The following is a 19,516-nucleotide window of genomic DNA, read 5'->3' on the forward strand; positions in this document are numbered from 1 at the left end:
CCGCCGTGGGCTCAAACACTTTGCGCGCTCTCCACGGCCGCCTCGACGAAGCGGCGCAGCACGGCGTTGCGGGCGCGCGGCAAGAACGCTATCGAGACCGAGCTCGCGGGGGCTCCGCGCAGCGCGACGAACCGGACGCCGGGGTGGATGTTGCGCCGTACCGCGACGTCGGGGATCACACCGATGCCGCGATCGGCCGCGACGGATTCGAGCCATTCGTCGAAGTTGGTTGTCTCAACGACCGTTTTCGGTCCCTCGCCCGCCGGCCATGACCAGGGCCCGGTGGTCCCGCTGGCGGTGTTGACGACCAGCGGCCACTGCGGGACCTCGGCCCAGTCCAGTTCGGATCTGGTGGCCAGCGGCGAGTGGACCGAACACACGGCCACGCGGGCCTCGTCGAACAGGTGCACCATCCGCACCTGAGCGGCCGTCACCTGGCCGCGGACGACGGCGACGTCGACCCTGCCCTGCTGTACGGCGCTCAGCGCATCGTCGGTGCGGACCAGCCTGACCGTGGTCCCGGTGGCCCGCTCGAAGCGGGCAACGGTGTCCTGCGCCCACGGATCGGGCAGCAACCAGCTGAATCCGAGGCCGACGCTCGCCTGCCGGCGTACGGCGCCGAACGCCTGGTCGAGCTCGGCGAGGATCCGCGCGACGTGGTCGAGGAACGTCCGCCCGGCCTGGGTGGTCTCGACGTGTCGCGAGGTGCGATCCACCAGGGTCACGCCGAGCGCATCTTCCAGTTGGCGAATGGTGCGGCTGAGCGCCGGTTGGGTGATGCGGAGTTCGTCGGCGGCCCCGGTGAACGACTGCAGTCGCGCCACCGCCTCGAACGCCCGGAGGTGGCGCAACTCGATTCGACCGCCCGCCAATGCGCCCATGCCTGACAAGCATAGATCGATTACAGCAGGCATTTCACAGGCCGTCTCGACGGACCTAACGTCGTTGCCAGGACAGAGATCTTAAGGAGCCGAAATGCCGCTGCTATACATCGACCTCATCGAGGGCCGCACGCCGTCGGAGGTCGGGGCCCTGCTCGACGCGGTTCACGAATCCGTCGTCGAAGCGTTCGGGGTGCCGCCGCGCGACCGCTATCAAGTGGTGCGCACCCATCCCGCCCACGAAATCGTCGCTTTAGATACCGGTCTCGGCATCAGCCGCTCGTCGCACCAGGTGATCGTCAACGTGGTGAGCCGGCGGCGCACGCGGGCGATGAAGGAGAAATTCTACGAGCTGCTGGCGACCAACCTGGCCGAGCGGTGCGGTCTCGACCCGGCCGACCTGATCGTCTCGATCACCGAAAATGGCGACGAGGATTGGTCTTTCGGCTACGGCCGGGCACAGTTTCTCACCGGCGAGCTGCCATGAGCCTCGACACCCGGCTCACGGAGTCCTTCGGCATCCAACACCCCATCGTGCTGGCCCCGATGGCGATGATCTCCGGTGGCCGGCTCGCGGCGGCGGTGACGTCGGCCGGCGGCCTGGGCCTCATCGGCGGCGGCTACGGCGACGCGGAATGGCTGCGGCGCGAATTCGACCGGGCCGACGGGGCTGACGTCGGCTGCGGGTTCATCACCTGGAGCCTGGCCCGCCAACCTGAGCTGCTCGACGAGGCCCTGGCCCGGCGGCCCGCCGCGATCATGCTGTCCTTCGGTGACCTGCAGCCCTTCGCCGACCGCATCCGCGCCGCCGGCGTCCCCCTGATCGCGCAGGCGCAGACGCTCGACCACGCACGCCAGGCCCTGGACGCCGGCGCCGACGTGGTGGTGGCGCAGGGCGGGGAGGCCGGCGGCCACGGCATGACCGTCCGGTCCACCTTCACGCTGGTGCCCGACGTCGTCGACCTGGCCGCCGAACGCGCACCGGACACGCTGGTGCTGGCCGCGGGCGGGGTGACCGACGGGCGTGGCCTGGCCGCCGCGCTGGCGCTCGGCGCCGACGGCGTGCTCGTGGGCACCCGGTTCTGGGCGTCGCCGGAGGCGTTGGTGTCGCCCCGCGCGCACGAGCGGGCGCTGACGGCCGGCGGTGACGACACCGTTCGCACGCGCGCCTACGACCTGGTGCGGCGGCTGGATTGGCCGGCCGGATACAACGCGCGGGCGCTCGGCAACGCCTTCCTCGACACCTGGCACGGCAACGAGGATGAACTGGCCGCGTCGCTGCCCGAAGCGATAATCGACTACGAAAAGGCCGTCGCGGCAGAGGATTTCGACAGTGCCGCCATACTGGTCGGTGAGGGGGTGGGGCTCGTCCGGCGAGTTCGGCCCGCGGCCGACATCGTGGCCGACATGGTCGAGCAGGCCGGCCGCATCCTGAATCGCGCGACCGGGCCGGACTCAGTACAGCGGTGACCAGTCCGAGGTCCGCAGCAGGCGGCTCTGCCACTGGTCGCGGTACTGCAGGGCGTCGAACATGTAGCTGCCCGGCGCCCGGTGCTCCGGCGGGATCTCCTTGGTCAGCAGATGGACCAGCGCCGCGTAGTTGTTGGAGTCATCGATCTTCTGCCAGAGCATGGCCTCTCGGCGCCGATTGCTCCCATGCGCCACCTGGAAGCACGCCTGGATGTCGAGGATGCGCATTCGGGCCGGCGCCTGGGACAGCGGCCGGTAGTAGATCTCGTCCCAGGACCGGATGTAGTCGTCGAGCGGCGCGTACGGCCAGCCGGTGTCCTCCATGAACATCGTCAGCGGGTGCGTCTCGCCCGTGGTCGGCACGCCGGCCAGGTCGAGGGTCTGCAGCGGTGACCAGCTAACCGGCAGCAGCAGCTTGCCCGTTACCTCGTGGCGCAGGTCGTCCAGTTCACGCATCCACGGGCGCAGGTCACCACTCTGGGTCCGGCGCGCCAGCCTTTCCCAGGCCGCGCCGTCGGCGATGCCGGTGATGGTGACCACGTTGTAGGACAGCCCCGAGCCGTGGGCGTGATTGGTGTACCAGAGCAGCCGGGCCTCGTCCCCCTGGGCCAGCGTGGGCATCCAGCCCTCGCGGTATGCGGCCTCGAATTCGTCCTGCCGCGCGCCGACCACTTGGTGGGTTTCGTGTAGGAACAGCATCGGAACTCCTTGCTGTCAAGCGTCTTTGGCGATCAGCGCGGCGAGCTCGCGGCGGTTCACCTTGCCGGTCGAGCTGTACGGGATCTGCTCGACGATCGCCAGCCGTTCGGGCAGTTTGAAGTAGGCGATCAACTCGCGACAGTGCGCTCGCAGCTGTTCGAGGGTCACCGGCGCGCAAGCCGTCACGGCCACCCCCACACGTTGGCCGAGCTCGTCGTCGGGGATTCCGGCGACCGCGACGTCGCGCACCGCCGGGTGGGAACGAAGCGCTTCCTCCACCTCGATCGGCCCGAACTTCTCGCCGCCGCGGTTTATGGTGTCGCTGAGCCGCCCGCTCGGGAAGAGGTAGCCGTCGGGGTCTTGGCGGGCGAGGTCCCCGGTGCGCAGCCAACCTTCGGTGACGTTCTGGGCGGTGTTGACCCACAGTTCGCCGACCGTTCCCGGCTCGACGTCCTTCCCCGTCTCGGGGTCCACCACTCGCACGTCGACACCGGGCAGCGGCCGGCCGACCGATCCCGCGCGGGCCGGATCGCGGTGATCGGCGGGCAGCAGCGTCGTGTAGGCGCCGAGGGTCTCCGTCTGCCCGAATACGTTGGCGAACGCCACATGTGGGAGGGCGTCCATCGCCCGGCGCACCAAACTGATGGGCGCGGCGGCGGCGCCGTAGGCGACGGCGACCAGCGACGACAAGTCGGCGGCGGCGAAGTCGGGATGGTCGAGGATGCGCTGAAGCATCGCTGGAACCAGGAACGTGGTGCTCACCCGATGCTCGGACACCAGGCGCAACCACTCGCCCGCGTCAAATCGTCGCTGTACCACCGACGTATTGCCCGAGTACAAACTGCCGAGCGTGCCCAGCGCGCCCCCGACGTGGAAGAACGGGACGCACATCATCCCCACCGAGGGTCTGGCGTCGGCCCGGAACGGTGCCGCCATCCCCTTGATCCGCCTTGTCAGTTGCCGGCCGCTGATACCGACGGCCTTCGGGAGTCCCGTTGTCCCGCTGGTGAACAAGACCAAGGCGTCGCGGTCGGCGTCGTCGCCGGACGGCGGCGCTGACCCGCCGGCGCCGTCCAGCAGATCGCTGCTCGTGACCACCGTCGGCGCACCGGCCTCGCGGAGCCGCTGCCCGTACGGCTCCCCCGCTACCGCCACCTCGGCACAGCCCGCGCTCGTCAAGAGCCCGTGCAGTTCGGGCGGGGTCAGCGCGGGGTTCATCAGCGCCGCCGCGGCGCCGACGCGGGCCGCCCCCAGCACGGTCGCGATCGAGAGCACGCTTCCGCCGTCGACGACGGCGACGCGTTGGCCGGCCGCCACGCCGCGGGCGGCCAGGCCGGCGGCGCACCGGTTCACGATGGTCGCCAGCTCGCCGTAGCCGATCGAGCGCCCGTCGACGATGAGCGCAACGCGGGCGGGATCGCCCTCGGCGGCGGCCTCGAGCATGGTTCCGATATTCATGGGCGGCTCAGTACAGGGGTGACCATGGGGAGGTGCGCAGCAGCCGGCTGGTCCACTGGTCGCGCAGGTCGAGCGCGTCGTGCATCCAGGTGCCCGGGGCGCGGTATTCGGCGGGAATCCGCGACTGGAGCAGCCCGAGCAGCTGGTCGGGCCGCTGGATGCGCTGCATCAGGACGACCTCCCGGCGCAGGTGGCTGCCCAGCGCGGGCTGAAAAGCCGCCTGGATCACCAGCATTGACGACGGCCGCTGCAGGCTTTGGGCGTACACGTCGCCGCTGCGATCGATGTATTCCTCGAACTTGTCCGGGTAGGGCCACATGGTGTCTTCCATGTAGAGGCTGAGTTCGTGCTCCCGGCCGTCGACCGGCACCTCGCGCGACGTGATCTCCTGCAGCGGCGACCACGGCAGCGGCGCAAGCAGTTTGGCCTCGACGTCGTAGCGCAGGTCGTCCAGCTCGCGCATCCACGCCTGCAAATCACCCTGTTGCACCCGGATCGCGAGGCGCTCCCACGCCGCCCCGTCCCGAACGGCGGTGATGGTCACGACGGTGTAGGACGGTCCGCTGCCCTGGGCGTGGTCGGCGTACCAGAGCAACCGGGCATCGTCACCGGCGGCGAGCATGGGCATCCAGCCCTGTCGGAACGCGGCCTCGAAATCGTCTTCGCAGCGGCCGCGCACCTTGTGCACCTCGTGCATGAACAGCACGCCGAGACGGTAACTCCGAACGCGTTGTCGGGTCTACAGCTGCGCGATTACGCCCTGGACAGCCGAGTTGCGAACTGGTTTGCTCGACTCAGTAATTAACTCACCGGGCAGGAGTCGCCGATGGCCCGTCTCAACGTGCCGGATGGCCCCGGCGGCGAAGCCGCCATGATCTGGACGCTGCGGCCGCAGCTCGGCGACATGGTGGAGCGGATGATCCGCGGCGCATACCAGCAGAGCGTTCTGCCGGCCGACGAGCGCGAGCTGGCCAGGATGCGCATCGCCCAGATCAACGACTGCGTCGCATGCTCGGGCTTTCGGGCCCAGTCGGTGCTGGACGCCGGCGTCACGGCGGAGCTCTACGAGAACGTCGCGGCCTACGCCAGCTACCCCGGCTACACGCCGCGCCAACGGCTTGCCATCGAGTACGCCGAGCGCTTCGCCACCGACCATGCCTCCCTGGACGACGCCTTCTTCGAGCGGCTCCGCGAGTCGTTCTCCGACCCCGAGATCCTCGATCTCACCCTCTGCGTCGCGGTATTTCTGGGCTTGGGACGCTCGTTGACCGTGCTGGGCGTCGAGCAGTCCTGCGCAATCGATCTCTAGTAAGGAACCGAATGGACCTGGCGACCGTCGACGAACTACTGACGACGACGCGGTCGGTGCGAAAGCGCCTCGACTTGGACCGGCCGGTCGGCCGCGAGGTGATCCTCGAGTGCATTCGGCTGGCGATGCAGGCGCCCACGGCGAGCAACGCGCAGGACTGGCGCTGGCTGGTGATCACCGACCCCGACAAGCGCGCCGCTATCGGCGAGATCTATCGCACCATCGGCGCCGAATACCTTGCTTACGCGACCAAACAGGCGTCCGATCCGCAGACCCAGCGCGTGTACGCCGGCGCGCTGGCCCTGACCGACACGCTGGATAAAGTCCCCGTGCACGTGATCCCGTGCCTGGCGAACCGCATCGACAACTCGACTCTGCTGACCGCCGCGTCGGCCTGGGCGTCGATCATCCCGGCCGGCTGGAGTTTCCTGCTCGCCCTGCGGTCGCGGGGGCTGGGATCGGTGTGGACGACGATGCATCTGGCCAAGGAACGGGAAGTGGCCGAATTGCTCGGTATCCCGGACACGGTGACGCAGGCCGCGCTGTTTCCGGTGGCCTACACGATCGGCACCGACTTCCGGCCGGCCACCCGCCCGCCCGCGGAAACCGTGACGTTCTGGGATCGCTGGGGAGACGGCTGATGCAGTCCTACACCGTGCGATTTCACGTCGACGCACCGCCGGCGAAGGTGTGGCGGGTGCTGCATCCGCCCGCGCCGCCCAACGCGCCGCGCCCCCGAGTCCTCAAATGGCCCACCGGCAGCATGGAGATCCTCAACGAGGGCAACGAGGCCGGCGAGGGCCTGGTCCGCACCTGCGTCTACCCGGTGCCCAAGTACCTGCTGTCTGGGGGCCGGGCGCGGTCGTGGGAGACGGTCACCGAAGCCGAAACCAACAAGCTGTCACGCTATGTGGCCGTCGGCGCGCCGCTGTGGTCCCGGGCCGAGGGCTATCACCGGCTTGAGGAGCAGCCCGACGGCACCACCGTGCTGACCTTCCACGAGACCTATCACGCCTACAACCCGCTGCTGCGGTTCTTCCTCGAACGCCCGGTGCACGCGAAGATTTCCCGGGACAACCTCGACACGTACGAGCACGCGCTCGGCTACGCCGGCCGCGTGCGACGGCTCCCCTAAGGGGTTCGTTGGGCGCCGTGACCATGGGTTACGCATCCCGGGGCGCCGGCCGGCGGATGCCGCTTTACGTGAATTCGGCTGCTCAGCCCGGTACGCTGACGTGCTATGGGGATTGAGGCTGGTGTATTTACGGCCGGACGGTTGGCCGTCGCGGGGTTGATGATCGCGGGCTGGGCAGCGTCGGTGGGCGTCGCGGGGGCCGACCCGGACCCGACGGGACCCGCACCCGGACCGCCACCGTCGTCGGCCTCACCGGCACCTTCTCCCGCCGCCTCGTCGGCGCCCGCACCGGCCGCCTCCCCCTCGCCGTCCGCTGGGGCCTCGCCGGCCGCCTCACCGGCACCGGGACCGAAGACGAGCATCGACAAGGACGGCATCTACAACGTCGGGTCCGACATTGTGCCGGGCATCTACAGCTCCGGGGGGCCGCTCGACAACGGCACCTGCTACTGGAAGCGGATGAGCAATCCGGACGGCAACATCATCGACAATTCGATGAGCAAGAAGCCCCAGGTGGTGCAGATCGACCCGACCGACAAGGCGTTCAAGACCTCGGGTTGCCAGCCGTGGCAGCTGACCCCGGACGCCGCCCTGCCGCCGACTACACCGCCGGCCGGTGTGCAGAGCACGCTCGGCCTCCTCAACGGCCTGCTCGGCGGCGGCCAGGGCGGACAACAGCCGTCCTCGCCCGCTCCCCACAACTGACGGTTCCTGACGGGCCGTGGCCAGTGCGCAACGAGCTGTCGTCGTCGGCGCCGGTGTCAGCGGTCTGACGTCGGCCGTGTGCCTGGCCGAGGCCGGCTGGTCGGTGCGAGTCTGGACGGCCGCCACGCCACAACACACGACCTCCAAGGTGGCGGGCGCGGTATGGCTGCCGCCGCGGCCGGCGGAGCGTGCAAGCGGCACGCTGGATTGGACCGAGCACTCCCTGCGGGTCTTCCGCGAACTCGCGGACGACGCCGACTCCGGCGTTCAACTGTCGCCCGCGATGGCGGTCGGTGAACTGACTGCGGCCGAGGCGATGTCGTCCGCCGCGGCGTTGATTCCCGACCTGCGCCCCGCCGACCCCACCGACCTTCCGGCCGGCTTTGACAACGGATTTCGCGCCACGTTGCCGATGATCGACATGCCGCACTATCTCGACTACCTGACCCGCCGGCTGGCCGCGGCCGGCTGCGCAATCGAGGAGCAACCGGTGCGGTCACTGGCCGAGGTCGCCGACGCCGCGCCGACCGTAGTCAACTGCGCCGGTCTGGCCGCGGGATCCCTGACCGGTGACGACACGCTGCGCCCGCTGTTCGGCCAGCACGTCGTGCTCACCAATCCCGGCCTGCGGCAACTCTTTCTGGAAATCAACGGCGGGCCGGAATGGACCTGCTACTTCCCCCACCCACAGCGCGTCGTTTGCGGCGGCATCAGCATCCCCGGCCGCCGGGACACCACCCCGGACCCCGACGTGACCGAACGAATCCTGCACCGCTGCCGCCAGATCGAGCCACGGCTCGCCGAAGCCGAGGTGATAGAGATCATCACCGGGCTGCGTCCCGACCGCCCCTCGGTGCGGGTGCAGGCCGAGCCGCTGGGCCGGGCCCGGTGCATCCACAACTACGGCCACGGCGGCAACGGCGTGACCTTGTCATGGGGTTGCGCGCGCGACGTGGTCCGCCTCGCCGGTCAGCGGGAGGCGCGGTGAGCATCGACTACGCGCTGGACGCCCACATCGCCACCATCACGATCAACCGTCCCGAGACCCGCAACTCGTTGGACATGGAACACTTCCGCGACCTGGCCCACGCGTGGGCGGCGTTCCGCGACGACGCCGGCGCCTGGGTGGCGGTGATCACCGGTGTCGCGCAAGACTTTTGCACCGGCGCCGACCTCAAGAAGTTCATCCCCGAACTCACCGGCGACCTGCCGCAGCCCGAAGGCTGGAACAAGGACGACGCCATCCACGCCGTCCTGCACCACTTCCCCGTCTACAAACCGATCATCGCCGCGGTCAACGGCACTTGCGTCGCGGGCGGCTTCGAGATGTTGAGTTCCACCGACATCCGCGTCGCCGTGCCCGCCGCGCGATTCGCGGTGATGGAGCCCAAGCGGGGCCTTTTCGCCGGCGGCGGAAGCACCGTGCGGCTGCCGCGTCAGATGCCCTATCCGCTGGCGATGGAGCTACTGCTGACCGCCGACATGGTCGACGCGGACCGCGCGCTGGCGATGGGGCTGATCAACCGCGTGGTCCCGCCGGAACGGCTGATGGATACCGCGTACGACTACGCCGAGCGCATCGCGGCGAACGCGCCGCTCGCGGTGTTCGCGACGAAGCAGTCGGCCGTCGAGGGTCTGGCGCTCGACCTCGCGTCGGCGTACGACAACGAAACCCGGCACAGCGACCGCATTTTCGAGACGCAGGATGCCAAGGAGGGGCCGCGGGCCTTTGCCGAGAAGCGTCCGCCGCGGTGGCAGGGCCGCTAACGCCGGCTGACGTCCCGAATGATCAGCGACAGCACCCAGCTCACGATGGACAACACGATCGCCGCCCAGATCGCCGTCCACCAGAAATGGTCGATCTGCAAACCCCAATGTGTGGTGTGCTCGGTGATCCGGGCGGTGATCCACAACATCAGCGCGTTGACGACGACGTGGAACAGCCCCAGGGTCAGGATGTACAGCGGGATCGACAAGAACTGGACGATCGGCTTGATGAACGCGTTGACCAGACCGAAGATGACGGCGACGACGAAGATGATGCCGACCCGTTCCAGCTTCGTGTCACCGCCGACGAACGTGATCCCATGGACGAACTTGGTGACCAGCCATAGCGCGAAACCGGTCAGTGCGGCGCGAAGCAGGAAAGGGCCCATGCCCAAGATCCTCTCACCAGGCGTGCGCGAAAGGCAGCCTGTTGAGTTGACTGCCGATATTCCTCGCTAAGCGTCGCCGCGCTGCGACGCCAGGTACTTCACCATCTGGCACAGGTTGACGACGGCCGCGCTCAACTTATAAATGGTGGCGTCCCGATCCGCCACACACGATTGCCAATCGGGGAACTCCTGCGGGGCTTTGTGGTTGTCGGCGTTGAGGTGCATTTTCTGCTCGATCTGGTCGCACAGATCGGCGAGGGTCAACTGCCCCGGCGCGCTGCTATCGGAGAACCATTTGTCAGTCATCTTCGGATCGTCGCCTCTCAAAAATCCCCGCTTTCTCCTCAGGCTATCGGGCCGACTGCCACGAGGATTGCGCGGCCGCTCAATTCAAATTGTAGAAGCGCTGGGCGTTTAGCCCGCCGATCTTTTCGCGGGCCATTTCGGTGATGTCCGGACGGGTCCGCAGGTGCTTGGTGCTCTCCGGCCATTCACCGTCCCAGTGCGGGTAATCGCTGGCGAACATGATGAAGTCGGCGCCGAGCACGTCGATCACCCCGGGCAGGATCGGTTCCTCCGGCTCGCACGTCACCCAGATGTTGCCCGCGGACAGGTACTCGTGCGGGTCGCGCCGCCAGCCGCGTTCGACCCAGTCGCCGCGCTTCTCGTAGTGCTCGTGCAGGCGATCCATGAAGAAGGGGACCCAGCCCGCACCGGCCTCGAGGAAGGCGACCCGCAACCGCGGGTGCCGCTCGAAGACGCCGCCGGAGACCAGCGCCGTCATGGCCGTCATCTGATCGAACGGGAAACTGATGCAATGCACCTGAATGTAATTGGTGAAGCGGTCAACACCGATCTTCGGCAGGTGGATGCCCGGGGCGCCGTGAATGCCCAGCGGCATGTCGAGGTCGACCGCGGCGGCGTAAAAGGGGTCCAGGTCGGGATGGTCGAGATTACGCGTCTTGAGTGCCGGCGGAACCAGAGTTGCCACCAGCCCAAGCTCTTTCGCTTCGGTCATGACGTCGATCGCCGCCTGGCCGTGCTCGATGGGGGTTACCGCGACGCCGCGCAGCCGTCCACCCGACGGGGCGCAATAATCCGCGATCCACTGGTTATAGAGCCGGGAGAATCCCGCCCCGAACTCGGGATCCTCGAGCGTCGGGGCGCACAGCCCCAGGCTGGGGTACAACACCATGGTGTCGATGTGGTCGCGGTCGGCATCCCCCAGCACGCCTTCGGTCGACCGGCAGTTGATGTCCGGCGCCTTGCTGATGCCGTGCTCGGGCGGACAGCCGGCGCCCGGGCCCTGATCCTCCGGATAGTTGCGGCCTTCGAACGTCAGCCGCAGCCGCCCGTCGGTGCTGGGCTTGACGTGCTGCGGCCAGCGTTTGATCGCTTCGATTGCCAACGAGGGGTTCTCGGCAACGTGTCCGTCCGCGTCGATGATGCGCATGTATTCGCAACTTACTCTCGCGCCATCGCGCTCGGTACTGCACGATGCTGACGTGACAACTCAACGGTTGACCGCCGATCAGCGAAACTCATTCATCGCGGCGTTGTTGGGCTGGACGATGGACGCCTTCGACTACTTCATCGTCGTGCTTGTCTACGCCGACATCGCAAAGACTTTCCACCACAGCAAGGCGGAGGTCGCCTTCGTCACCACGGCCACCCTGATCATGCGTCCCGTCGGCGCGCTGCTGTTCGGGTTGTGGGCCGACCGCGTCGGCCGGCGGCTGCCGCTGATGGTCGACGTGATGTTCTACTCCGTGGTCGGCTTCCTGTGCGCGTTCGCCCCCAACTTCACCGTGCTGGTGATCCTGCGCCTGCTGTACGGCATCGGCATGGGCGGCGAGTGGGGTCTTGGGGCCGCGCTCGCCATGGAGAAGGTGCCCGTCGAGCGACGCGGGTTCTTCTCGGGGTTGCTGCAGGAGGGTTACGCGTTCGGCTACCTGTTGGCGAGCGTCGCCTCGCTGGTGGTGATGAACTGGCTGGGGCTGTCCTGGCGGTGGCTATTCGCGCTGAGCATCGTTCCGGCGCTGGTCAGCCTGATCATTCGCTACCGGGTGGAGGAGTCCGAAGTCTGGGAGGCCGCGCAGGACCAGATGAAGCTCACCAGCACCGGGATCCGCGACGTGCTGCGCGACGGGGTGATCATCCGCCGGTTCATTTACCTGGTGCTGCTGATGACGGCCTTCAACTGGATGAGCCACGGCACCCAGGACGTCTACCCGACCTTCCTGACGTCGACCGCCAACCACGGCGCCGCACTGTCCAGCGCGACGGTCAAGTGGATCGTCATCGTCTACAACCTCGGTGCCATCATCGGCGGCCTGTTCTTCGGCACGCTGTCGCAGCGATTCAGCCGTCGCTACACCATTATCTTCTGCGCGCTGCTGGCGCTGCCGATCGTTCCGCTGTTCGCCTACTCGCGCGCCGCCGCGATGCTGTGCCTCGGCTCGTTCCTCATGCAGCTGTTCGTGCAGGGCGCATGGGGGGTGATTCCCGCCCACCTGACCGAGATGTCGCCGGACGCCATCCGCGGCCTGTACCCCGGCGTCACCTACCAGCTCGGAAACCTGCTGGCCGCGTTCAACCTCCCCATCCAGGAACGGCTGGCCGAGTCGCACGGCTATCCCTTTGCCCTGGCGGCGACGATCGTGCCGGTGCTGATCGCGGTGGCGTTCCTGACGCTGATCGGCAAGGACGCCACCGGAATTCGTTTCGGCACCGCCGAAAGCGCTTTCCTGCCAACCGAAGTGACGTGAGTCAGTCCGAATGGTTCAGCAGGCGCAGCAGCAGGTGCATCGCCACTGTCGTCGAGCGCTCCCGGATGTCCGAGCGGTTGCCGGGCAGCCGCAACGTGCGGGTGTCCGTGCGGCCGTTTGAGAGCTCCACCGTGAAACACACCGTTCCAACCGGCTTTTCGGGAGAGCCTCCGCCGGGGCCGGCGATCCCGGTGATCGCGACGGCGGTGTCGGCGCCGAAACGGCGTAGCGCCCCGGCCGCCATCGCCTCGGCCACCGGCTCGGACACCGCGCCGTGGGCCTCGATCAGCGCCGGATCGACGCCCAGCAGTTCCGCTTTCGCATCGTTCGAATAGGCCACCACCCCGCCGGCCACATACTCCGACGATCCGGGCCGGTCGGTCAGTCGCGCCGCCACCAGCCCCGCGGTGCAGGATTCGGCCGTCGCGATCCGACGACCGGCCAGCGCTTGGCCGACCAGATCGTCCACGGTCGAACCATCTTCGGAGAACAGCTGCTGTGCGTGTCGGTCACGCACCAGCTGGATCAGCTTCGCGTAACTGGCGGCGGCGTCCGACTCGTAGCGCGTGACCATCTCGACCTCGCCCCGCCGCAAGCAGGTGGTGATCTCGAGCGACTCGAAGCCCGGCACCGACGCCTCGGCGTCGCGCAGGGTCTCGGCCAGGCCCGACTCGGGCAGCCCGAACATGCGCACGGTTTCCTGCCGATAGAGCGTTCGGCCGGCGATCGCCTGCTGGGCGGCGGGCGTCTCGATGGCCCGGTGCCACATCGGCTGCAGCTCGCGGGGCGGCCCCGGGAGCACGATGACCGTCGGCTTGCCGGGCACGACCACGCCGGGCGCGGTGCCGACCGGGTCGAGCACCTGCGATCCGGCGGGAATCATCGCCTGCTTGCGGTTGGCGGCGCGCACCGCCTCGAAGTCCACGCCCTCGAATCGCGCCATCAGCTTCTTGAGGATGTTCGCGATCTTGTTCTCGGTCTCGTCGTCCAACACCAGCTCGCGGTTGCAGAACCGGGCCACCACCTCCACGGTCATGTCGTCGGCCGTCGGTCCAAGGCCACCACTGGTGACGATCAGGTCCATGCCCTGGTCCGCCATGAAGCGCAGCTGCGCCTCGATGTCTTCCGGGCGGTCGCCACAGATCGTGATGTGCGCCAGCTCGACGCCCAGCTCCAGCAGGCGGTCGGCGATCCAGGGTCCGTTCGCGTCCTGGACGCGCCCGGTGAGGACTTCGGTTCCGGTGACGACGATTCCTGCGCGTGCGCTCACCGCCATGAGCCTACTGGCAGGGCTGAGAGACAATGGGCCGATGACCGAGCTAGAGGTCTTGCAGGCCGACGTCACCAAGCTCGAAGTCGACGCGATCGCCAATGCGGCCAACACGCAACTGCGGCACGGTGGCGGTGTCGCCGCGGCCATTGCCCGCGCCGGCGGCCCGGACCTGCAGCGGGAATCGACCGAGAAGGCGCCCATCGGGCTCGGGGATGCCGTCGAGACGACGGCCGGCGACATGCCGGCGCGCTACGTAATCCACGCCGCGACCATGGAGCTCGGCGGCCCGACGTCGGCGGAGATCATCGCGCGGGCCACCGCTTCCACGCTGCGGAAGGCCGACGAGCTCGGCTGCCGCACCCTCGGCCTGGTGGCCTTCGGCACCGGCGTCGGCGGCTTCCCGCTGGATGAGGCGGCGAGGCTGATGGTCGACGCCGTCCGGCGACACGAGGCGAAATCGTTGGAGAAGGTGGTGTTCGCCGTTCACGGCGACGCGGCCGGGCGCGCGTTCCGGGACGCCGTTGCCGGCTAATCCTCTTCGAGGTAACGCTCGACGGAGGCGACCTTCTGCGTCATCGCGTCGCTGACACCGGCCCGCCAGTCCGCCTTGATCACCGTGCTGACCCGGGGCGCGCGAGCGGCCACCGCCTCGACCGCTCGCTGCACGACCGCCATGACTTCTTCCCAGCTTTCACCCTCGATCACGGTGAACATCGAATCGGTCTTATTCGGCAGGCCGGAATCGCGCACTACCCGAACCGCTTCGGCGACGATCTCGCCGACACCCTCGCCCACACCCATGGGCGTGACGGAGAACGCGACAAGCACAGACACTCAACGAGCCTACCCAACCATTTGAGTGTCGGCCTGGCAGCATCAAGGCCCATGCGGGTTTTGGTGCAACGGGTCGCTTCGGCGACGGTGTCGGTCGGCGGCGAGGTGGTGGGCGCCATCCGGCCCGCCGGTCAGGGCCTGCTGGCCTTCGTCGGCGTCACCCACAGCGACGATGCCGACAAGGCGCGACGGCTCGCCGAAAAGCTCTGGAATCTACGGATTCTCAGCGACGAGCGGTCGGCCGCCGACGTCAACGCGCCGATCTTGGTCGTCAGCCAGTTCACCCTGTACGCGAACACCGCCAAGGGCCGACGACCATCCTGGAATGCGGCCGCTCCGGGCGCGGTCGCCGAGTCCTTGGTGGCGGCATTCGCCGACGCGTTGCAACGGCTGGGCGCTGAGGTCCACAGCGGGGTGTTCGGCGCCAACATGCAGGTCGAATTGGTCAATGACGGCCCGGTCACGGTGCTACTGGAGCTCTGACCCGCGATTGCAGGTACGTTGGGACAGGCCGATTTTTCGTGACCGATCGTTGACGGGAGGGGCGACCATGACCGCGACGCCCGAGTTTGGCTCGCTCCGTTCCGACGATGACCATTGGGACATCGTCAGCAGCGTGGGCTACACCGCCTTGCTGGTGGCCGGATGGCGTGCGCTGCATGCCGTGAGCCCGCAGCCGCTGGTCCGCGACGACTATGCCAAGGCATTCATCGAGGCCTCGAAAGACCCGTATTTGGCGGGGGTGCTCGCCAACCCGGGGACCTCCGAGGACGAGATGGCCTTCCCCCGTCTCTACGGCGTACAGACCCGGTTCTTCGACGACTTCTTCGTTGCCGCCGGCGCCGCCGGCATACGACAGGCGGTGATCGTGGCCGCCGGCCTGGACTCTCGCGCATATCGGCTCGAATGGACACAGGGCACAAGGGTTTTCGAGGTCGACCTGCCGAAGGTGCTGGAGTTCAAGGCGCACGTGCTCGCGCAGCACGGCGCCAAACCCAAGGCCCCCAGGGTAGAGGTTGCCGCCGATCTGCGCGCCGACTGGTCGCGGGCTCTGGAGGCCGCCGGCTTCGACGTGGAACGCCCCAGCGCCTGGTCGGTGGAGGGGGTGCTGCCCTACCTGACCGACGAGGCCCAGAACACGCTCTTCACCCGGATCAGTGGACTCAGTGCGCCCGGCAGCCGGATTGCCATCGGCGCGTTGGGATCCCGTTTGGACCACGATCAGCTCGAGGCTCTGGAGACGGCGCACCCCGGCGTCAACATGTCCGGCGACGTCGACTTCTCGGCGCTTACCTACGAACCCCAGACCGACCCCGCGGAACGGCTGGCCGCGCACGGGTGGACCGTCGAGCCCGTCCGCAACACGCTCGACCTGCAGGCCGGTTACGGGATGACCCCGCCCGATGTCGACGTCAAAATCGACAGTTTCATGCGGTCCCAATACATCACGGCAACGCGGTAACAGACCTAGGGCGTCAACAGGATTTTCACGTCGTCGCCCGAGCGCGACGCCGCGGTCGCGTAGCCCTTGGACGCCTCCTCCAACGGCAGCGTGGTGGTGAAGATGCCGTCGACGTCGAGCCGCCCGGATTGCAGCAGCGGGATCAATTCCGGCCAGGTGCGCTGCACCGGCGCCGTCGTCATCCGCAGCGTGATGCTGCGGATCAGGCAACCCAGGGCGTTGAGCGGGAACGGATTCATATCGTGCACACCGACAACCGAGACCGTGCCGCCCGGCCGCACCGCATTGAGTGCATCGGTCAGGGACGCATCCGTGGCGACGGCATCGATCACCGCGTCGGCGCCACGTCCCCCGGTGGCGGCGAGGATGGCCTCGACCGCCGGCGCCTTGAGGGGCGTCGCGCCCCACTGGGCGGCCCGATCCAGCCGGCCTTGCACCTGATCGACCGCGAAAACCGTTGCGGCTCCTTGAAACAGCGCGCTGCGCAGCGAGCACAGCCCCACGGCGCCCAGACCGATGACCGCCACGGTGCCGCCGAACGGAATATCGGCGCGTTGCGCCGCCGCCCAGCCCGTGGCGAGGTTGTCGGTGAGGAGTAGCGCCTGTTCGGTGCTGATGCCTTCCGGCACCTTGAGCAGCTGGAAGTCGGCCGCGGGCACGGCCAGCAGGTCGGCCTGCGCTCCCCCGAGCAAACCCCCGCCGAAGATCTGAAAGCCCTTGTGGCACATGACGGGATCGCGGGTGGCACAGCCGGCGCAGGCGCCGCACCCGGTCACCGAGGACACCATGACGAGGTCGCCGACCTTGACGGTGCGTACCTCCGGTCCCGCGTCCACGACGGTGCCGATCGCCTCGTGGCCCAGCGCGATCGGGTCGGGCATCGGGAAATCGGCCTCGTAGAAGTGCAGGTCGGATCCGCAGATGCCGGCGGCGGCGACCTCGACGATAGCTCCGTCTGGTCCGGGGAGGGCGGGATCTGGCCGGGTGTCGACCCGGATGCTGTGGGGTCCGTCGACGACTACCGTACGCATAGTGGCCTGCTCACTTCCTTTGCCGCACAACAAATTTTGACCAGTCGGGCTCACGCACCGCCGCCCAGTACTCGTTGAGGCGCCACGGACTGACGGTGTGGATCTCGCCGTCGGCGTTCTTGAAGTAGGAGTGTTTGACCGCGGGGTGCGCCCACACCATCTTCTTGATCTGGGTCTGCGTCCGGTCATGCCAATCGGTGGCGGCATCGGGCTTCGGCTCCAGCGAATGCACCTCTTGGTCGGCCAGCCGAGCCAGACACTGGTCTATGTAGCGCATCTGCAACTCGGACTGGAAAATCAGGCTGCCGCCGTGGGCGAGGTGGGTTCCGGGCCCGTAGATGATGAACAGGTTGGGGAACTTTGGAACGGTGATGCCGAGGTAGGCGTACGGCCGGCTCCCCCACATCTCGCGCAGGTCCACCCCGTCGCGGCCGGTGATCTTCAGCGGCCACAGCACTTCGGTGTGCCGGAAGCCGGTGGCGTAGACGATGACGTCGACGTCATGCGCCACACCGTCTTCGGTGACGATGCCGCGCGGGGTGATCCGCCGGATGGGCGTGCGCACCAGTTCGACGTTGTCTCGCTGCAGTGTCTGCAGCCAGCTGCCGTTGTCCTGCAGGGTCCGTTTGCCGCAGGCGGGATAGTCGGGCATCACCTTGGCCAGCAGGTCGTGCCCTTCTCCGACCTGGCTGGTGATCCACTGGGAGAACATCATTTGGGCGGCGGCGTTGATGTCGCTGACCGCATGCTCCTGGTCGGCGTAGTCCGGGTCGCCTTCCGCGGCGTCGAGTCCCTTGTCGGACCCCGGCCAGAGGACGAGAAAGCGGTACCACCGCCCGTAGAACGGCAGGTGGCGCATGGCCCAGCGCATGCCGTCGCCGACCTCGTCGTGATACATCGGGTTTGGGAACATCCACTGCGCGGTCCGCTGAAACACGGTGAGGTGCTCGACACCCGGGGCGATGGCGGGTGCGATCTGGAAACCGCTGGCGCCGGCGCCGACGAGCGCGACTCGCTTGCCGCTGATGTCGACGGAGTGGTCCCAGGCCGCGGAGTGGAACGACGGGCCCGCGAAGCTCTCGGCGCCGTCGAAGTCGGGAATGTTGGGCCGGTTCAATTGACCGACCGCGGTGATCAGGGCACGGGCGCGCACTGTGCTCGTCTGGCCGTCGACACCACGCAGCCGGATGCTCCAGGCGTCGTCGTCGTCGACCCATTCGGCGGCGAGAACCTCCGTATTCCACAGCACGTGCTCGGCCAGGTCGTGCTTCGCCATGACCTGGGTGAAGTAGTCCTGCAGCTCGTGCTGTTCGGCGAAGAAATGGGTCCAGTCGTTGTTGGGTTCGAAACTGTAGCAATAGAAGTGGTTGGCCACGTCGACGCGGGCGCCGGGATAGCTGTTCTCCCACCAGGTTCCGCCCGGACCGGGGTTCTTCTCCACGATGGTGAAGGGAATGTTGGCCTGCTTGAGCCGGATTCCGGCCAGGATGCCCGATTCGCCGCAGCCGACGACGAGGACCGGAATATCGGCCGCGCTGTCGGCCGGCAGGGTCGGCGGGCGGCGTGGATCGACCCCGTCGAGGTCCATCTCTTCCAGCACCAGGGGCAGGTAGTCGTCGGTCACGTGCTCGCAGGCCGCCCAGTCCATCATTTCGCGAATGAGGTCGAGGCTCAGCGGCTTCGGCTCGGGACAACCGCGGTCCCGATACTCGGTGATCACCGGCAGGGCGGCCGCGCGGGCCCGCGCCTTGTCCTCCTCGGACATGAAGCCCTGAATCTCGTTGAGGAACACACCCATCTGCTTGAAGTCGCGGATGAAGCGCGGGTCGGCGGTGATGTGCACGAGTGAAAGCAAGAGTGTCGGGATGCTGACATCGGCGAGGGCGGCCTCGATCTCCGCCGTGGACGTGGTGAAGGGATCGCCGGCATAGGCGCTGCGCATCGAGCCGATCCTCTCGGTGAACGGGGGTCCCCAATTACGCTACTAACCGTGTCGTAATTGGCAGCACTACGCTACCCGCTGGCGAGGGAGGGGATCAATAGCCTGTCCGCTACGGCGCGTCGTCCTCGTCGTTTTGCCCCATCGTCCTTTCGGGATGGTGGAAGGTGTTGGTGCGGGGCTGGCCGCGATCCAGGTGCGGTGGTGGGATCCATTCGGTGTCGCCGTTGGCGTGTTTTCGGGTGGTCCAGCCGTTGTCGAGGAGGCGGTGGTGGGGTCCGCAGGCCAGGGTGAGTTGATCGATGTCGGTGCGGTGGGCGCTGGCCCAGTCCTGGACGTGGTGGACTTCGCAGTAGTAGCCGGCCACGTCGCAGCCCGGGGCCGAGCAGCCACGGT

The 19,516-nt window shown here is 67.9% G+C and carries 24 protein-coding genes; 12 read left to right on the forward strand and 12 right to left on the reverse strand.

Annotated elements, in window-relative coordinates; all coding sequences use genetic code 11:
* Positions 1–11 precede the first annotated feature (11 nt).
* Positions 12–881 carry a LysR family transcriptional regulator gene (locus A5750_RS01770; protein ID WP_067260845.1) on the reverse strand — a complete coding sequence of 290 codons (870 nt, stop codon included), beginning with the start codon at positions 879–881 and terminating at the stop codon, positions 12–14.
* Positions 882–975: 94 nt separating this feature from the next.
* Between A5750_RS01770 and A5750_RS01775 the strand changes: the two genes are divergently transcribed.
* Both A5750_RS01775 and A5750_RS01780 read left to right on the forward strand, forming a co-directional pair.
* Positions 976–1,368: a tautomerase family protein gene (locus A5750_RS01775; protein WP_066954410.1), complete on the forward strand. Its 393-nt coding sequence runs from the start codon at positions 976–978 to the stop codon at positions 1,366–1,368.
* A complete protein-coding gene (locus tag A5750_RS01780; protein WP_067260849.1) occupies positions 1,365–2,351 on the forward strand; it encodes a nitronate monooxygenase family protein in 987 nt (328 codons plus the stop codon). Before A5750_RS01775 ends, A5750_RS01780 begins: the two co-directional genes overlap by 4 nt.
* Here A5750_RS01780 and A5750_RS01785 read toward each other — a convergent pair.
* The 3 genes from A5750_RS01785 to A5750_RS01795 are packed head-to-tail and all read right to left on the reverse strand — an operon-like array spanning position 2,337 to position 5,205.
* A complete protein-coding gene (locus A5750_RS01785; RefSeq protein ID WP_067260856.1) occupies positions 2,337–3,050 on the reverse strand; it encodes a hypothetical protein in 714 nt (237 codons plus the stop codon). The two genes, A5750_RS01780 and A5750_RS01785, sit on opposite strands and share 15 nt — an antisense overlap.
* A 15-nt stretch (positions 3,051–3,065) precedes the next feature.
* The gene (locus A5750_RS01790; RefSeq protein ID WP_067260857.1) at positions 3,066–4,508 is read right to left on the reverse strand and encodes a class I adenylate-forming enzyme family protein; all 1,443 of its coding nucleotides are present in this window, start codon (positions 4,506–4,508) and stop codon (positions 3,066–3,068) included.
* A gap of 7 nt (positions 4,509–4,515) precedes the next feature.
* Positions 4,516–5,205 (reverse strand): hypothetical protein, encoded by a 690-nt coding sequence (locus A5750_RS01795; RefSeq protein ID WP_231989100.1) that lies wholly within the window; start codon positions 5,203–5,205, stop codon positions 4,516–4,518.
* 129 nt (positions 5,206–5,334) lie between these two features.
* Here A5750_RS01795 and A5750_RS01800 point away from each other — a divergent pair, with 129 nt between their 5' ends.
* The 6 genes from A5750_RS01800 to A5750_RS01825 all read left to right on the forward strand — a co-directional run bounded on the left by A5750_RS01800 (position 5,335) and on the right by A5750_RS01825 (position 9,424).
* Entirely contained in the window at positions 5,335–5,817 is a 483-nt protein-coding gene (locus A5750_RS01800) for a carboxymuconolactone decarboxylase family protein (protein ID WP_067260860.1), read from the forward strand.
* Positions 5,818–5,828: 11 nt separating this feature from the next.
* Positions 5,829–6,458 carry a nitroreductase family protein gene (locus tag A5750_RS01805; protein WP_067260862.1) on the forward strand — a complete coding sequence of 210 codons (630 nt, stop codon included), beginning with the start codon at positions 5,829–5,831 and terminating at the stop codon, positions 6,456–6,458.
* Positions 6,458–6,952 (forward strand): SRPBCC family protein, encoded by a 495-nt coding sequence (locus A5750_RS01810; RefSeq protein WP_066954387.1) that lies wholly within the window; start codon positions 6,458–6,460, stop codon positions 6,950–6,952. The genes A5750_RS01805 and A5750_RS01810 overlap by 1 nt, the downstream gene beginning before the upstream one ends.
* Before the next feature lie 105 nt (positions 6,953–7,057).
* Positions 7,058–7,657, forward strand: a complete 600-nt coding sequence (locus A5750_RS01815) for a hypothetical protein (RefSeq protein ID WP_197505321.1) — start codon at positions 7,058–7,060, stop codon at positions 7,655–7,657.
* Positions 7,658–7,673: 16 nt separating this feature from the next.
* On the forward strand, positions 7,674–8,645 hold the full coding sequence (locus A5750_RS01820; RefSeq protein WP_067260863.1) for an FAD-dependent oxidoreductase: 972 nt from the start codon (positions 7,674–7,676) through the stop codon (positions 8,643–8,645).
* Positions 8,642–9,424 (forward strand): enoyl-CoA hydratase/isomerase family protein, encoded by a 783-nt coding sequence (locus A5750_RS01825; RefSeq protein WP_067260864.1) that lies wholly within the window; start codon positions 8,642–8,644, stop codon positions 9,422–9,424. The genes A5750_RS01820 and A5750_RS01825 overlap by 4 nt, the downstream gene beginning before the upstream one ends.
* On the opposite strand, the gene A5750_RS01830 is transcribed toward A5750_RS01825, so the two are convergent.
* The 3 genes from A5750_RS01830 to A5750_RS01840 form a co-directional block, all read right to left on the reverse strand.
* On the reverse strand, positions 9,421–9,813 hold the full coding sequence (locus A5750_RS01830; protein ID WP_067211000.1) for a phage holin family protein: 393 nt from the start codon (positions 9,811–9,813) through the stop codon (positions 9,421–9,423). The two genes, A5750_RS01825 and A5750_RS01830, sit on opposite strands and share 4 nt — an antisense overlap.
* A gap of 66 nt (positions 9,814–9,879) precedes the next feature.
* Positions 9,880–10,119, reverse strand: coding sequence for a hypothetical protein (locus tag A5750_RS01835; protein ID WP_067260865.1), 240 nt, complete (start codon positions 10,117–10,119; stop codon positions 9,880–9,882).
* Between the two features lie 79 nt (positions 10,120–10,198).
* On the reverse strand, positions 10,199–11,266 hold the full coding sequence (locus A5750_RS01840; protein WP_066954370.1) for an amidohydrolase family protein: 1,068 nt from the start codon (positions 11,264–11,266) through the stop codon (positions 10,199–10,201).
* 52 nt (positions 11,267–11,318) lie between these two features.
* Between A5750_RS01840 and A5750_RS01845 the strand changes: the two genes are divergently transcribed.
* Positions 11,319–12,581 (forward strand): MFS transporter, encoded by a 1,263-nt coding sequence (locus tag A5750_RS01845; RefSeq protein WP_197505322.1) that lies wholly within the window; start codon positions 11,319–11,321, stop codon positions 12,579–12,581.
* Position 12,582: 1 nt separating this feature from the next.
* On the opposite strand, the gene A5750_RS01850 is transcribed toward A5750_RS01845, so the two are convergent.
* A complete protein-coding gene (locus A5750_RS01850; protein ID WP_067260870.1) occupies positions 12,583–13,857 on the reverse strand; it encodes a competence/damage-inducible protein A in 1,275 nt (424 codons plus the stop codon).
* A gap of 34 nt (positions 13,858–13,891) precedes the next feature.
* Here A5750_RS01850 and A5750_RS01855 point away from each other — a divergent pair, with 34 nt between their 5' ends.
* Positions 13,892–14,386 (forward strand): macro domain-containing protein, encoded by a 495-nt coding sequence (locus A5750_RS01855; protein WP_082948149.1) that lies wholly within the window; start codon positions 13,892–13,894, stop codon positions 14,384–14,386.
* Here the strand turns inward: A5750_RS01855 and A5750_RS01860 are convergent.
* Positions 14,383–14,688 (reverse strand): MTH1187 family thiamine-binding protein, encoded by a 306-nt coding sequence (locus A5750_RS01860; RefSeq protein WP_066954365.1) that lies wholly within the window; start codon positions 14,686–14,688, stop codon positions 14,383–14,385. The genes A5750_RS01855 and A5750_RS01860 overlap by 4 nt on opposite strands.
* Positions 14,689–14,739: 51 nt before the next feature.
* Between A5750_RS01860 and dtd the strand changes: the two genes are divergently transcribed.
* Positions 14,740–15,171: a D-aminoacyl-tRNA deacylase gene (dtd, locus tag A5750_RS01865; protein ID WP_067260872.1), complete on the forward strand. Its 432-nt coding sequence runs from the start codon at positions 14,740–14,742 to the stop codon at positions 15,169–15,171.
* 67 nt (positions 15,172–15,238) lie between these two features.
* A complete protein-coding gene (locus A5750_RS01870; RefSeq protein WP_067260874.1) occupies positions 15,239–16,150 on the forward strand; it encodes a class I SAM-dependent methyltransferase in 912 nt (303 codons plus the stop codon).
* Between the two features lie 5 nt (positions 16,151–16,155).
* On the opposite strand, the gene A5750_RS01875 is transcribed toward A5750_RS01870, so the two are convergent.
* The 3 genes from A5750_RS01875 to A5750_RS26030 all read right to left on the reverse strand — a co-directional run.
* The gene (locus A5750_RS01875; RefSeq protein WP_067260876.1) at positions 16,156–17,181 is read right to left on the reverse strand and encodes an alcohol dehydrogenase catalytic domain-containing protein; all 1,026 of its coding nucleotides are present in this window, start codon (positions 17,179–17,181) and stop codon (positions 16,156–16,158) included.
* 10 nt (positions 17,182–17,191) lie between these two features.
* On the reverse strand, positions 17,192–19,123 hold the full coding sequence (locus tag A5750_RS01880; RefSeq protein ID WP_067260878.1) for an NAD(P)/FAD-dependent oxidoreductase: 1,932 nt from the start codon (positions 19,121–19,123) through the stop codon (positions 17,192–17,194).
* Between the two features lie 109 nt (positions 19,124–19,232).
* On the reverse strand, positions 19,233–19,516 hold a 284-nt coding region (locus tag A5750_RS26030; RefSeq protein ID WP_197505323.1), incomplete at its 5' end, for an HNH endonuclease signature motif containing protein.

The organism is Mycobacterium sp. 852002-51613_SCH5001154 (assembly GCF_001667425.1).
Lineage (GTDB): Bacteria > Actinomycetota > Actinomycetes > Mycobacteriales > Mycobacteriaceae > Mycobacterium.